Genomic DNA, 14,137 nt, shown 5'->3' with positions numbered 1-14,137 from the left:
TGGATACCGGAATGCTAAGTAGGCAAATCAATAAAGTGGTGGAATTAGGGTATGTTTCTCGAACCCCAGATCCAAACGATAGACGTTATGTTGTTTTATTACTTACTGAAGAAGGGCAAGTAAAAGCAAACGAAATCTCCGGTCAAATGAATCAATACATTGGGCAGATTTTAGGATTCATTCCAGATGATAAAAAGGATCAGGTTATAGATAGTTTACAGGTCTTACTGAGTGCCATGAGGATGAATGATGGATCTGGTTCTGGTTGTTGTACCACTAAATAAATAGTGGTTTCCTTTTGGGTGATATTTGACTTTATCAAGTGTTGATTTTAGCAATTAAAGGAGGGGTGATTAATGATCATTAGGGAGGTCGAAGTAAAAGACTTGATGAAAGTTCTTCAGATTTATAATCAAGGAATAGAGGATCGGATTGCCACACTTGAAACTAGAACGAAAGATCAAGATTATATCCATTCCTGGTTTCTTCATCGTCAGGGGAGATACGTTGGGTTGGTCGCAGAGGATGAAGAAAGAAACATTGTCGGATGGGCAGCCATAAGTCCTTATAATCCTAGAGATGCCTATAGGGGAGTAGGGGAAATCTCGGTCTATATCCATCGTGATTTTAGAGGGAAAGGGATTGGGCAAAGGTTGCTAAAACAACTTGAAATAGAAGCATCGAATCATGACTTTTATAAATTAGTTTTATTTACTTTCCCATTTAACTCTATAGGTCAAGGCTTATATAACAAATTGAAGTATCGCCAAGTTGGGATATTTAAGAATCAAGGAATTCTTGATGGTGAATTTGTAGATGTAATGGCGATGGAAAAAATACTAGGTGCAAATTGTTAATCTAAGCATCTGGATTTTACATACAGCAAATATCTCAGTTACAAAGTCGAAGTAGTCTTCTTTAAAAAACATAATGAGAGGAAAGATGAAAATGGAATGGATAGAAATCAAACCGACCTGTTGTCAAGCTGAAGAGGAATTGAAAGAAACTAATAAAGATGAAAACAAACATTTACCCGTTGCAATTATTGGGGCGGGCCCTGTAGGTCTTGCAGCAGCAGCCCATTTAGCAAGATATGATCAACCATTTATTCTTTTAGAATCTGGAGCTCAAGTAGGGGCGAATATCCTAACATGGGGTCATGTTCGAGTATTTTCACCTTGGAGATATAACATTGATGAGACGGCATCTAAACTTCTTAAAGAACAAGGTTGGACTGAGCCAGACCTAAATGAATTACCTACTGGGAAAGAATTAGTTGATCAATATTTAAAGCCGTTGGCAAATACTCCTGAAATTAAAAAATCTTTGTTTGCTAATACAAAGGTTTTTTCAATTAGCCGAAAAAATATGGATAAAATGAAAACTGCTAATCGAGAAAAACAACCATTTGTCATTTATGCAGAGCAAAATGGCGAATTTAAAAAGTTTGAGGCGAGAGCAGTTATTGATGCAACAGGCACCTGGGGTAATCCTAATCCTGCAAATTCAAATGGCATTTGGTTAAAAGAAGAGGAAGCCATAAAAAATCAAATTTTCTATGGCATCCCAGATATTCTAGGAGCAGGTAAAAGCCGTTATCTAAATAAACGTGTTGCTGTTATTGGAAGTGGCCATTCTGCAATCAATTCATTATTAGAGTTAGCAAAATTAAGAGAAGAATATCCCGCAACAGAAATTGTATGGGTTTTGAGAAAAGTGCGAGTTGAAGAGGCTTATGGAGGAGAGGAACTGGATGCACTCGAGGCGAGAGGTGATTTAGGAAGTCGCATACACAAATTAGTGGATTCGTGCGTAGTTCAAGTTATTACTCCTTTTAGGATTCAAAACATTAAAGGGGAAAATGGGAAAATAGAGCTAGTAGGGGAGACTAAAGATGACTTAAAAACCTATTCAGATATAGATGAAATGATTGTCAATACAGGGAATCGTCCAGACTTTTCAATCCTTCGGGAAGTGAGGACCAGCATTGATACAGCAACGGAATGTGTCAAAGCTCTCGCTCCATTGATTGATCCTAATATTCATAGTTGTGGAACGGTACGTCCTCATGGGGAAAAAGAATTACGGCAACCTGAAAAAGATTTTTATATCGTTGGAGCAAAAAGCTATGGTCGAGCACCAACATTTTTAATGGCGACAGGATATGAGCAGGTTCGCTCCGTTGTAGCATACATATCAGGGGACTACGAAGCCTCAGAGAAGGTTGAGTTGGAATTACCTGAAACGGGTGTATGTAGTACGAATCTAAATGTTACAAAAGCATCCTGTAGTTCAAATTCATGCTGCTAAAATTGTGAAATTAGAAAGGGGGAGTCGAATATACTCTCCTTTTTTTGGAGGTAATGATGATGGTCATTAATAAAGGTGGTAATTTAAGTAAAGAATACTTTATTGCATATCTTAAATTAATTATGAATAGTAGACAATGCACCTTAGAAAAGGCAAAGGAAATCACGTTTGAGCGTCTATTTCAGAAAGATAAGGAAACACTTGGGAGCATTTCTTTTGAACGTTTTACAAATGCGTATGAGGATTTAAAAGAGGAAGGAAAGTGAGTTTAAAACCTTTTTACCATAGACAAATAGTTAGAGGGGAAAGTGCTGTGAAAAACCATTGAAGAAAAAACTTGAAACACATATATAAGTGGATTATTATATAAGTAAATACTTATTTAAAGTGAAAAAGTGAGGTGTAAAATTGAAAACGACTATTGAAATAGAACAAGTTGCTGTAATACTTAAACTATTAGGAGATAAAACTAGGCTAACCATGATGAAAATTCTTGATGGTGGAGCATGTTGTGTATGTGAATTTGTTGAGATATTTCAAATGACACAACCAGCTATAAGCCAACATCTAAGAAGGTTGAAAGATATGGGATTGGTTCAAGAGGAGAAAAAGGGACAGTGGGTTTTTTATTCAATTAATGAGAACAATATCTACTATCCATTTGTTACTCAGATTCTTAACCAATTACCTAGCCAAAAGGATAAGTTAGAGGATTTAGAAAAACAAGGGAAACGGATTTCTTGTTGTTAATATTGGGGGTTTTACATTTTGTCAGGAACACTTATTTTAGCTCTTATTATCTTTATTGCAACATTGATTTTAGTTATTTGGCAACCTAAAGGGTTAAATATTGGCTGGTCAGCTTGCGGAGGGGCTGTAATAGCTTTATTAGCAGGAGTAGTGGGATTTAGTGATGTTCTTGAAGTAATTGACATTACATGGAATGCAACGTTATCTTTCGTTGCAATTATCCTCATTTCATTAATATTAGATGAGATTGGATTATTTGAATGGGCAGCATTACACATGGCACGGGTAGCAAAAGGTCATGGAATAAAGATGTTTGTATACATCAGTATTCTAGGTGCTATTGTAGCGGCCTTATTTGCAAATGATGGTGCGGCATTAATTCTAACACCCATTGTACTTGCTATGGTACGAAATTTAAAGTTTAAAGAACAAATGATATTTCCCTTCATTATGGCAAGTGGATTTATTGCTGATACAACTTCACTTCCGTTTATTGTAAGTAACCTAGTAAATATAGTCTCTGCAGACTTTTTTGGTATCGGATTTGTGGAATATGCCTCACGAATGATAATTCCAAACTTATTTTCACTGATTGCGACGATTTTTGTATTGTTAATTTACTTTAGAAAAAGTATCCCTAGAAATTACGATTTATCAAAATTAAAGGAACCAAAAGAGGCTATTAAAGACTTAAAAATGTTTCGCTTATCATGGTATGTTCTTAGTTTATTAGTAATTGGATACTTTACTAGCGATTTCATCAACGTACCTGTTTCTATAATTGCAGGAACCATTGCTATTTTCTTTTTCATAATGGCAAGACGTAGTGCTTCTGTTAATACTAAGGAAGTTATTAAAAGTGCACCTTGGAATATTGTATTTTTCTCTATTGGAATGTATGTGGTGGTATATGGATTAGGAAATGCGGGACTTACATCTGCACTGGCAAGTGTCATTCAAACAGTAGCTGATCAAGGTTTATTTGTTGGAACTGTTGCAATGGGATTTTTAGCTGCTTTCCTCTCATCCATCATGAATAATATGCCAACCGTTATGATTGATGCTTTAGCCATTGCTGAAACAGATACATCTGGTGTGTTAAGGGAAGCACTTATTTATGCTAATGTAGTTGGCTCCGATTTAGGTCCAAAAATCACACCAATTGGTTCTTTAGCAACATTAGTATGGCTTCATGTATTGTCACAAAAAGGTGTTAAAATTTCATGGGGAACTTATTTTAAAACGGGTATTATTTTAACAATTCCAATTCTATTTATTACATTATTAGGTCTTTACCTAACACTTACTCTATTTTAAAAAGGAGAATTATTATGTCTAAAAAAACAATCTATTTTTTATGTACTGGAAATTCTTGCAGAAGCCAAATGGCTGAAGGCTGGGGGAAGAAGTATTTAGGTGATGAGTGGGAAGTTAAGAGTGCAGGTATCGAGGCACATGGCTTAAATCCCAATGCAGTGAAAGCAATGAATGAAGTAGAAATTGATATTTCAAATCAAACATCTGACATTATTGACCCAGAGATCCTAAACAATGCTGAATTTGTCGTTACTTTATGTGGAGATGCTGCTGATAAGTGTCCAATGACACCACCACATGTAAAACGTGATCATTGGGGATTTGATGACCCTGCAAAAGCTCAAGGAAGTGAAGAGGAAAAATGGGCTGTATTCCAACGAGTTCGTGACCAAATAGGTGAAAGAATCAAGCGTTTTGCTGAAACTGGAGAATAAAACAGCCTTATACCAAGAGATCCATCTCTTGGTTTTCTTTAAAGACTAATATAAGTATATGCTTATTTAATATTAATCGGAGGGTTTTAGATGAAAAAAGTCGAGATATTTGATCCAGCAATGTGTTGTTCAACAGGAGTATGTGGTCCATCAGTTGATCCAGAACTAACCAGAGTAGCATCTGCGGTATATTCTTTGGAGAAAAAAGGATTTGATGTGAAACGGTATCAATTAACAAATGACCCTGATAAATTTGGTAAAACACAGTCAGTGAATAGTGTTTTACATGAAAAGGGACCGGATGCGTTACCTGTAGTTTTAGTAGATGAACAAGTTGTTAAAGTTGGAACCTATCCAACAAATGAAGAACTTGCAGAATGGCTAGGGGTAAAAGCTGAAGAGCTTACTGAAAAACCGAAAGTCCGACTTTCATTAAACATAAAAAAACAGTGAAAAGAAAGAAGTGAAAAACATGTTTCAATCTTTCAAACCTCAAAATGTTGTGCAGACACAGTTTTTATTTTTAACTGGAAAAGGCGGAGTTGGAAAAACATCAACTGCATGTGCAACAGCCGTAGCTTTAGCGGAAAGTGGAAAAAAAGTTTTACTAATTAGTACAGACCCAGCATCTAATTTACAGGATGTTTTTGATTTTGAATTAACAAACTCGCCTAAAGCAGTTCCAACGGTAGAAAATTTATTTGCCAGTAATTTAGATCCCGAGGCATCAGCAAGTGCATATCGTGAAAAAGTAGTCGGTCCATACCGTGGAATATTACCAGATTCCGTTGTAGCTACAATGGAAGAGCAACTATCAGGAGCATGTACAGTCGAGATTGCCGCATTTGATGAATTTACAACTTTACTTACAAACACAGAAATTATAAACCAATATGACCATATCATTTTTGATACAGCACCAACGGGCCATACGTTACGTCTATTACAACTACCAACAGACTGGAACGGATTCTTAGAGGAAAGTACGCATGGTGCTTCTTGTTTAGGTCCTTTATCAGGACTTGCTGATAAGAAAAATTTATATTCGGAAACTGTTGATGTTCTTTCGGATTCAAAAAAAACAACACTTATATTAGTAACAAGACCTGATATATCATCTCTAATAGAAGCAGACCGGGCATCAATAGAACTCAAAGAGATTGGAATAAAAAATCAAATACTTATTGTTAACGGTCTGCTTCTGAACTATATGAAAGACGATGAAGTTTCATCAGCTTTTTATCAAAGGCAAAGGAATGCTTTAAAGCAGATACCAGCTAATCTAAAACAGACAGTAAGCTATTCATTACCGTTTGTTTCATATTCTCTAACTGGGGTTGAAAATTTACGTTATTTATTTAAAGAATACGTTATTCCAGTATCAGAGGAAAACAGTGAGAACGAGATAGTAAGACTACCAAATCTAAACGATGTCATTAGTGATTTCTCATCAACTAATACAAGAATAATTTTTACTATGGGTAAAGGGGGCGTTGGAAAAACAACGGTCGCTTCAGCCATTGCAGTTGGTTTGGTGGAACAGGGCCATCGAGTTCATTTGACGACAACTGATCCTGCAGCTCACTTGCAGTATCAATTTCAAAGCGACCAATTAAATCAAAATCTAACTATTAGCAGCATTAATCCTAAAGATGAAGTAGAAAAATATAAAACCGAAGTGTTGGCGACTGCTGGTAAGGATTTAGATGAGGAAGGTCTGGCTTATTTACAGGAAGATTTAAACTCACCTTGTACAGAGGAAATTGCAGTCTTTCGTGCATTTGCCGAAGTAGTTGCCAAATCTGAAAATGAGATTGTCGTCATTGACACAGCTCCTACAGGTCATACATTACTCTTATTAGATGCAGCACAGTCATATAGCAAGGAAATTGCTAGGTCTACTGGCGAAGTGCCAGAAAGTGTAACAAAACTACTTCCAAAGATTAGAGATTCCAAGGAAACATCTGTCGTAATCGTTACCTTAGCTGAAGCTACACCTGTATTTGAAGCCTCCCGATTACAAGATGATTTAAGAAGAGCAAATATTAGCCCAAAATGGTGGGTTATTAATCAAAGTCTATTTGCCACTGATACCAAAGACCCTGTGTTAAGAGGGAAAGCAATTTCTGAAAAAGAGTGGATTCGTGAGGTCAATAATCATTTAGCCGATAGTTGTGCGATTATACCTTGGTTGCATGAAGAAAAGATTGGGTATGAGAAACTAAAAGACTATATAAATTAATGATGTAGAAAAATGATGGAGGTACTACAATGACAACAAAGAATTATCATGAATTAATCAAGGATAGAATTTACATCGGTGGTGCAGACGATGTAAATGATTTATTAGGGAATGAGAAAATAGATGTTGTATTTGATTTAAGAGCTGAGGCTCCGATAGAAGATGTAGTTTATAACCGTATTCATAGCCCTATTGTTGATGATGCAGCAGACCAAGAAGAATCTATTAAGAAATCTATTGATCATGTAATAAAAGCATATAACGAGGGTAAGAATATTTACTTCCATTGCCAAGGAGGAAGTAATCGCACTGGTACTGTTGCAATCGGAACATTATTAGCCTTAGAAAAAGCAAGTACAATTGCTGAAGCAGAAGAAATTGCTAAGGCAGCAAGACCAAAAATTAATGTGAAGCCAGAAATGAAAGAGGCTTTAAAAAGAATTTATCCAAATGGATAGGGGAGAAACCTTAATGAAAATTACAGATGCTGCGAAACACTTATTAGAAAATGTATTAACGGAAAATGGTGCAGAAGGTATACGCCTTTATTCAGTTGCTGGATGCTGCGGACCACAATTTGCGTTATCTTTAGATGCACCACTTGAAACTGATATAATTGAAACTATTAATGGTATTAAAGTAGCAATTGATTCACAGGTTGCTACAACTGAGGAGCTAACTTTAGACAAAGAAGAAAATCAGAACGGTGAAGGTTTAGTATTATTAGGTGCAAGTGGTTGTTGTTAGGAAAAGGTAAAAAGGAGTAGTTAGCTCATTCATGAGTTGATTACTCCTTTTTATTTTAGATTTTGCTAAGTATCCTTAGAGACACTTGCTGAGGAGATTCGGAATCAATTTGACACCGGTCCAATATAGTGAGGAAGCTCAATAAGGTAAGGTTTGTAGCTGTGCAACTGCATAAATAACGAAAAATATAACAGAGGTTATCCGGATATTTTGTGATAACCTTTTATTTTGTATTAAAAAAATTGTTATTAGAATCGGATACCATAATTCAATTTTACATTCATTCAAATAACCACTTGAATGTTAGCGAGTAAAAGGAGTATACTATATTCAAATAAACACTTGAATGAGAATGGAGTGAAAAAATGAATAAAAAAGATACCTGTGAGATTTATTGTTATGATGAAGAAAAGGTAAATCGAATACAAGGGGATTTACAATCAATTGACATTGTTAGTGTATCCCAAATGCTAAAAGCTATTGCAGATGAAAATAGAGCAAAAATTACCTACGCTTTGTGCCAAGATGAAGAACTATGTGTGTGCGATATAGCAAATATTGTAGGTGTTACTGTAGCGAATGCTTCTCATCATTTACGTACCCTCCACAAGCAAGGGATTGTTAAGTTCAGAAAAGAGGGAAAACTAGCATTTTATTCATTAGATGATGACCACATCAAACAGATAATGATGATTGCGTTAGCACATAAAAACGAGGTGAAAACCAATGTCTGATCAAACAGCAAAACTAAATGAACAAGAATTGAAAGCCTATCGTGTTCAAGGATTTACTTGTGCCAACTGTGCTGCCATTTTTGAAGATAATGTAAAAGATCTTCCTGGTGTTCAGAATGCGAAAGTAAACTTTGGAGCATCTAAAGTTTATGTTCAAGGGAATACAACGATTGAGGAATTGGAAAAAGCAGGGGCGTTTGAAAATTTAAAGATTCGGGATGAAAAAGAACAAAAAGTAGAGCGTGAACCATTCTGGAAACAGAAAGAAAACATTAAGGTATATATATCTGCCATTTTGCTTGTAGTCAGTTGGTTCTTAGGTGAGCAATATGGTGAGGAGCATATACTACCTTCGATTGGTTATGCAGCGTCTATTTTAATTGGGGGGTATTCGCTATTCATTAAAGGACTTAAAAATCTAAGCAGATTACTCTTTGATATGAATACGCTAATGACCATTGCGATTATAGGAGCTGCCCTTATTGGTGAGTGGGGTGAAGGAGCAACCGTTGTCATCTTATTTGCGATCAGTGAAGCGTTAGAGCGTTATTCAATGGATAAAGCTCGTCAATCAATTGAATCATTAATGGATATTGCTCCAAAAGAAGCATTGATTCGCCGTGGAAATGAAGAAATGATGATTCATGTTGATGAAATTCAAGTTGGAGACATCATGATTGTAAAGCCTGGCCAAAAATTAGCAATGGATGGAATCGTTATAAAAGGAACGTCCACGTTAAATCAGGCTGCTATTACTGGTGAAAGTGTTCCGGTAACGAAAACGATAGATGAAGAAGTTTTTGCGGGAACCTTAAATGAAGAAGGGTTACTTGAAGTTAAAGTGACAAAACGAGTAGAAGATACCACTCTTTCAAAAATCATTCACTTGGTAGAAGAAGCTCAAGCAGAACGGGCACCTTCTCAAGCGTTCGTCGATAAATTTGCGAAATACTATACACCAGTTATTGTGATCTTGGCTCTTTTAATTGCGGTTATTCCACCGTTATTTGGGGGAGATTGGAGCGAATGGGTTTATCAAGGTTTAGCTGTATTAGTAGTTGGTTGTCCATGTGCCTTGGTTGTTTCTACTCCAGTTGCGGTTGTAACTGCAATAGGAAATGCAGCAAAAAATGGAGTGTTAATTAAAGGTGGCATCCATTTAGAAGAAGCAGGGCATTTGAAGGCTATTGCTTTTGATAAAACAGGTACATTAACTAAAGGGATTCCTGCTGTAACAGACATTATGATATATGGTGGAAATGAAAATGAACAGTTAACCATTACAGCAGCGATTGAAAAAGGATCCCAACATCCATTAGCTTCAGCTATTATGCGGAAAGCAGAAGAAAAGGGATTAGACTTTAATGATGTAATAGTTGAAGACTTCCAATCTATTACAGGTAAAGGTGTAAAAGCCAAGGTAAATAACGAAATGTATTATGTTGGAAGTCCAGCACTTTTTGAAGAATTACACGGAAGCATTGAAAGTGATAGAAAACAAAAGATTACTGAAATGCAAACCCAAGGAAAAACCGTGATGGTACTAGGAACGGAGAAAGCGATTCTTTCGTTAATCGCCGTAGCCGATGAAATTAGGGAAACATCAAAAGAAGTCATTGGTAAATTGAATAATATTGGAATTGAAACGGTAATGTTGACAGGGGATAACAAAAGAACTGCATCAGCAATTGGGAAACAAGTTGGAGTTACTGATATAAAAGCTGATTTGCTACCAGAGGATAAGTTGAATTTTATTAAAGAACTTCGAGGAAAACATCAAAGTGTAGCAATGGTTGGGGATGGTGTGAATGATGCACCAGCACTTGCAGCTTCCACTGTTGGTGTAGCGATGGGTGGTGCTGGAACAGATACAGCATTAGAAACGGCTGATATTGCCTTAATGTCTGATGATTTAAGCAAATTGCCATATACAATAAAGTTAAGTCGTAAGGCTTTAGTAATCATCAAGCAAAATATTACCTTCTCTTTAGCGATTAAATTAGTGGCATTATTGTTAGTTATGCCTGGTTGGTTAACGCTATGGATAGCGATATTTGCAGATATGGGTGCAACATTACTTGTGACATTAAACAGTTTGCGATTGCTAAAAGTTAAAGAATAGAATCATATGTAAAAGGGATAGCAAGACGTTAACGGGCAGAATACTTGAAGAAAAGAATTTTAATATTATACTTGACCGTGTACCTTAGTACACGGTTTATTATGTTTATAGGGGTGAATAATTTGAGTTACCGAATTAGTGTGTTTGCCGAAAAATCCGGTGTAAATAAAGAGACAATTAGGTATTACGAAAAAAAATCATTATTAAAAGATCCTTCCCGAACGAATGAAGGTTATCGGATATATTCAGATGATGATGTTAAGCGTGTAAAATTTATTAAAAGACTGCAAAATCTTGGCTTTTCATTGAGTGAAATATATATATTACTTGGAGTTGTCGATAATGATGAAGTTCGCTGCAAAAATATATTTGAATTTGTATCAAAAAAAGAATTAGAAATTCAAGAACAAATTGCAGATTTAAAGCGTATTGAGTCAATGTTAAAGGACTTAAAAAGTCGATGTCCAGATCAAAAGGCAATACATCAATGTCCTATTGTTGAATCTTTGATTTTTGATTGATTTTTAAATAGAGGAGGAAGAAAAGGTGAAAAAATATCGGATTAAAATCAACGGAATGACCTGTACAGGCTGTGAACAACATATTTATGCTGCTTTAACCAACATAGGTGCTTTAAATATCGAAACCAGTTTTAGACGTGGTGAATCGGTATTTGAAATACCAGATGATGTTAATGCTGAAAATGTAAGACAAGCAATTAAACAAGCAAAATATCAACCAGAAGACATAGAAGATATTTCAACACAGAAGCTAAAAGATATAGAGTTAGATATTAAAAGTGATTACGATTTACTTATCATTGGTTCAGGCGGGGCAGCTTTTTCTGCTGCCATTAAATCAATTGAATATGGGGCAAAAGTGGGGATGATTGAACGTGGAACTGTTGGTGGAACTTGCGTGAATGTTGGTTGTGTTCCATCAAAAACACTTCTTAGAGCAGGAGAAATCAATCATATAGCAAAAGCAAATCCATTTATAGGGTTACAAACATCTGTTGGAGAAGTCGATTTAGCCTCTTTGGTGAAGCAAAAGGATGAATTAGTTAGCGAACTTCGAAATCAAAAATATATAGACTTAATTGATGAATATGGTATTGATTTAATAAAGGGTGAAGCAAAATTTATTGATGAAAATACAGTTGAAGTAAATGGGGAGAAACATTCTGCTAAACGCTTTTTAATTGCAACAGGTGCTTCACCATCAATACCAACAATTTCAGGACTTGAAGAAGTAGATTATATTACAAGTACAACACTACTTGAATTAAAAAAGATGCCTAAGCGATTAACAGTAATGGGTTCAGGCTATATCGGGTTGGAACTTGGGCAACTGTTTCATAATTTAGGTTCAGAAGTAACTCTTATCCAAAGAAGTGATTGTCTTTTAAAAGAATATGATCCAGAGATTTCAGAAGCTGTAGAAAAGGTTTTGACAGAACAAGGTATAAACCTTTTGAAAGGGGCAACTTATGAGCGTGTAGAGCAAGTTGGAGCGGTAAAAAAGGTTTATGTAACGGTAGATGGCAAGAAAAAAGTTGTGGAATCAGAACAACTACTTGTTGCAACAGGAAGAAAACCAAATACGGATTCTTTAAATTTAAGTGCAGCAGGGGTTGAAGTCGGAAAACGAAATGAAATACTGATAAATGATTATGCCAGAACAAGTAATCAGAAGATTTATGCAGCAGGAGATGTAACATTAGGGCCGCAATTTGTATATGTAGCAGCCTATGAAGGTGGGGTTGTTGCTGATAATGCGATTGGTGGGTTAAATAAAAAATTAGATTTATCAGTTTTTCCTGCTGTCACATTTATAAATCCATCCATTGCAACAGTTGGTTTAACAGAGAAAAAGGCAAAAGAACAAGGCTATGAAGTAAAAACATCTGTACTATCTTTAGATTCCGTTCCAAGAGCATTAGTAAACCGTGAAACGACAGGTGTATTTAAGGTTGTTGCTGATGCTAAAACATTAAAAATTCTTGGAGTTCATATTGTATCTGAAAATGCAGGTGATGTGATTTATGCAGCGACATTAGCAGTTAAGTTTGGTTTAACCGTGGAGGATTTAAAAGATAGCCTTGCACCATATTTAACAATGGCAGAAGGACTAAGACTAACTGCTCTTACATTTGATAAAGATGTTTCGAAGCTATCTTGTTGTGCAGGGTAAATGTAAATAAATTAATATCATCGGAGGTATGTATGGATTATTGTGAAAATATGAGACAAATGATTGGGAATTCTTCACTAATTATTGTTCGGCCAAGTGTAGCTATTGTTAATCATTACGGAGAAATATTATTAAGTAGATATTCAGGAGCAACTTGGGGGATTCCGGGTGGAATTTTGCAGTTAAATGAGTCAGTTGAGGATTGTATTACACGAAAAGTCTTTCAAGAAATAGGCTTAAAGATAAAAGAGTTAAAATTATTTGGTGTCTATTCAGGAAAGGAATTAATAAATCGTGTCGAGGAAAGTGGAGACGAGTATCAAACGGTTGCAATTGGTTATTTATGTACCAAGTACGAAGGAGAAATAACACCTGAAAGCAACCAAGGAATAGAGGCACAATTTTTTGGATTAGATCATTTACCTGACGAGATTGACCCTTTTATTAAAGACAAGTTAGTTGGGGTAAAAGGTCAACTTGAAAAATAAAACTCTCTTATTAAGCCAAGGGGCGAATGCTTTACTTTATAATAGCATTGCCTTTTTTTGTTTACGTAGAATATTGTGAAGTATCACACCTTAAAGTAATGGGGCGAGATAGCTTATCCTTTTTATATTTATTTCATCTTGTTTCTTTATTCTTTTTTCTATTATATGTAGCTGTCTTATTCTTCTTCTCCATGCTAAAAAGTCGGTAGCTACTGTTAAATAGTTGGTATCCAGAGCGGAAGGAAGAGTGAGGAAAAAAGAGCAGGCGAACAATATGTACTCAATCATTTTTCAATCGTAAAATCAATTATATTTCAGGCTGGATCCAATAGTGGTCCAGTCTTTTTGTTTTGTCCAATATCTCCTCAATCCCTTGTCCAGTAGGGGTTCAATCATCCTTGCTCATTCTTTTCTCTCTTCTAATATGTTGTTTTCCTCACTGCATAAACCCGTAGGGTTTCAGTTCTTTTTCGTGTATTTCTCAACGTGTTTTTTCAATCTTTTCTCTTGATTCTTCCCTCCATTATGGAAGAACTTTTTAACATTGTCTGAATATTCGATACGACCCAGAACGGAAAAAAGAGGGCGAAAATGGGGGTTTTGGGGAAGAACTATGTAGCAGAATGGAATGAAGAAAAAAGGCAAGATAAGAAGGGTGGGGCTTAGAGTCGCAAGGGTTTGAGGGGAGTGAGAGGGAGAGGAAGACGGGGAAGGACTTTTTAGCAGGGCAATATAATTTGTCTCCATATAAAATTAAGGTTCCTTAAATAAAAAAAGCGTTCCTTAAATGAAATAAATGT

16 protein-coding genes are annotated in these 14,137 nt (G+C 35.8%); all 16 read left to right on the top strand.

Features of this window, described 5'->3' with window-relative positions:
- On the top strand, positions 1-284 hold a 284-nt coding region (locus LKW28_RS22400), incomplete at its 5' end, for a MarR family winged helix-turn-helix transcriptional regulator (protein ID WP_229142630.1).
- A 72-nt stretch (positions 285-356) separates the two neighbouring features.
- Positions 357-857, top strand: coding sequence for an arsinothricin resistance N-acetyltransferase ArsN1 family A (locus LKW28_RS22395; RefSeq protein WP_026682631.1), 501 nt, complete (start codon positions 357-359; stop codon positions 855-857).
- An 85-nt stretch (positions 858-942) separates the two neighbouring features.
- The gene (locus LKW28_RS22390; protein ID WP_026682630.1) at positions 943-2,310 is read left to right on the top strand and encodes an NAD(P)-binding domain-containing protein; all 1,368 of its coding nucleotides are present in this window, start codon (positions 943-945) and stop codon (positions 2,308-2,310) included.
- A gap of 59 nt (positions 2,311-2,369) precedes the next feature.
- A complete protein-coding gene (locus tag LKW28_RS22385; protein ID WP_026682629.1) occupies positions 2,370-2,576 on the top strand; it encodes a hypothetical protein in 207 nt (68 codons plus the stop codon).
- A 142-nt stretch (positions 2,577-2,718) separates the two neighbouring features.
- Positions 2,719-3,060 carry an ArsR/SmtB family transcription factor gene (locus tag LKW28_RS22380; protein WP_026682628.1) on the top strand — a complete coding sequence of 114 codons (342 nt, stop codon included), beginning with the start codon at positions 2,719-2,721 and terminating at the stop codon, positions 3,058-3,060.
- Positions 3,061-3,078: 18 nt separating this feature from the next.
- Complete coding sequence (locus tag LKW28_RS22375) at positions 3,079-4,377, top strand: arsenic transporter (protein ID WP_026682627.1); 1,299 nt, start codon at positions 3,079-3,081, stop codon at positions 4,375-4,377.
- A gap of 14 nt (positions 4,378-4,391) precedes the next feature.
- On the top strand, positions 4,392-4,811 hold the full coding sequence (arsC, locus tag LKW28_RS22370) for an arsenate reductase (thioredoxin) (protein WP_026682626.1): 420 nt from the start codon (positions 4,392-4,394) through the stop codon (positions 4,809-4,811).
- Positions 4,812-4,901: 90 nt separating this feature from the next.
- On the top strand, positions 4,902-5,264 hold the full coding sequence (arsD, locus tag LKW28_RS22365) for an arsenite efflux transporter metallochaperone ArsD (RefSeq protein ID WP_019156609.1): 363 nt from the start codon (positions 4,902-4,904) through the stop codon (positions 5,262-5,264).
- Between the two features lie 19 nt (positions 5,265-5,283).
- Positions 5,284-7,053, top strand: coding sequence for an arsenical pump-driving ATPase (arsA, locus tag LKW28_RS22360; RefSeq protein ID WP_229142629.1), 1,770 nt, complete (start codon positions 5,284-5,286; stop codon positions 7,051-7,053).
- Positions 7,054-7,082: 29 nt separating this feature from the next.
- Positions 7,083-7,511, top strand: coding sequence for a protein-tyrosine phosphatase family protein (locus LKW28_RS22355; RefSeq protein WP_019156607.1), 429 nt, complete (start codon positions 7,083-7,085; stop codon positions 7,509-7,511).
- 13 nt (positions 7,512-7,524) lie between these two features.
- Complete coding sequence (locus LKW28_RS22350) at positions 7,525-7,800, top strand: adhesin (protein WP_019156606.1); 276 nt, start codon at positions 7,525-7,527, stop codon at positions 7,798-7,800.
- Positions 7,801-8,165: 365 nt separating this feature from the next.
- Positions 8,166-8,534: an ArsR/SmtB family transcription factor gene (locus LKW28_RS22345; protein WP_019156605.1), complete on the top strand. Its 369-nt coding sequence runs from the start codon at positions 8,166-8,168 to the stop codon at positions 8,532-8,534.
- On the top strand, positions 8,527-10,656 hold the full coding sequence (locus tag LKW28_RS22340) for a heavy metal translocating P-type ATPase (RefSeq protein ID WP_019156604.1): 2,130 nt from the start codon (positions 8,527-8,529) through the stop codon (positions 10,654-10,656). The genes LKW28_RS22345 and LKW28_RS22340 overlap by 8 nt, the downstream gene beginning before the upstream one ends.
- Positions 10,657-10,778: 122 nt before the next feature.
- Entirely contained in the window at positions 10,779-11,177 is a 399-nt protein-coding gene (merR, locus tag LKW28_RS22335) for an Hg(II)-responsive transcriptional regulator (protein WP_026682624.1), read from the top strand.
- Positions 11,178-11,232: 55 nt separating this feature from the next.
- A complete protein-coding gene (gene merA / locus LKW28_RS22330; protein ID WP_225230588.1) occupies positions 11,233-12,849 on the top strand; it encodes a mercury(II) reductase in 1,617 nt (538 codons plus the stop codon).
- Between the two features lie 32 nt (positions 12,850-12,881).
- Positions 12,882-13,337 (top strand): NUDIX domain-containing protein, encoded by a 456-nt coding sequence (locus tag LKW28_RS22325; protein WP_026682622.1) that lies wholly within the window; start codon positions 12,882-12,884, stop codon positions 13,335-13,337.
- Positions 13,338-14,137: the final 800 nt, after the last annotated feature.

The organism is Bacillus sp. REN16 (assembly GCF_020731355.1).
GTDB lineage: Bacteria > Bacillota > Bacilli > Bacillales > Bacillaceae_L > Ferdinandcohnia.
The sequence above is the reverse complement of the archived record's forward strand: the minus strand, read 5'-3'. Positions and strand labels throughout refer to the sequence as shown.

Bases quoted from the DNA above. Each gene is read 5' to 3' on its own strand.
- LKW28_RS22345 (WP_019156605.1), top strand. From the start codon at position 8,166: ATGAATAAAAAAGATACCTGTGAGATTTATTGTTATGATGAAGAAAAG.
- arsD (WP_019156609.1), top strand. From the start codon at position 4,902: ATGAAAAAAGTCGAGATATTTGATCCAGCAATGTGTTGTTCAACAGGA.
- LKW28_RS22325 (WP_026682622.1), top strand. From the start codon at position 12,882: ATGGATTATTGTGAAAATATGAGACAAATGATTGGGAATTCTTCACTA.
- LKW28_RS22340 (WP_019156604.1), top strand. From the start codon at position 8,527: ATGTCTGATCAAACAGCAAAACTAAATGAACAAGAATTGAAAGCCTAT.
- LKW28_RS22355 (WP_019156607.1), top strand. From the start codon at position 7,083: ATGACAACAAAGAATTATCATGAATTAATCAAGGATAGAATTTACATC.
- arsC (WP_026682626.1), top strand. From the start codon at position 4,392: ATGTCTAAAAAAACAATCTATTTTTTATGTACTGGAAATTCTTGCAGA.
- LKW28_RS22395 (WP_026682631.1), top strand. From the start codon at position 357: ATGATCATTAGGGAGGTCGAAGTAAAAGACTTGATGAAAGTTCTTCAG.
- LKW28_RS22385 (WP_026682629.1), top strand. From the start codon at position 2,370: ATGGTCATTAATAAAGGTGGTAATTTAAGTAAAGAATACTTTATTGCA.
- merA (WP_225230588.1), top strand. From the start codon at position 11,233: ATGACCTGTACAGGCTGTGAACAACATATTTATGCTGCTTTAACCAAC.
- LKW28_RS22390 (WP_026682630.1), top strand. From the start codon at position 943: ATGAAAATGGAATGGATAGAAATCAAACCGACCTGTTGTCAAGCTGAA.
- LKW28_RS22350 (WP_019156606.1), top strand. From the start codon at position 7,525: ATGAAAATTACAGATGCTGCGAAACACTTATTAGAAAATGTATTAACG.
- arsA (WP_229142629.1), top strand. From the start codon at position 5,284: ATGTTTCAATCTTTCAAACCTCAAAATGTTGTGCAGACACAGTTTTTA.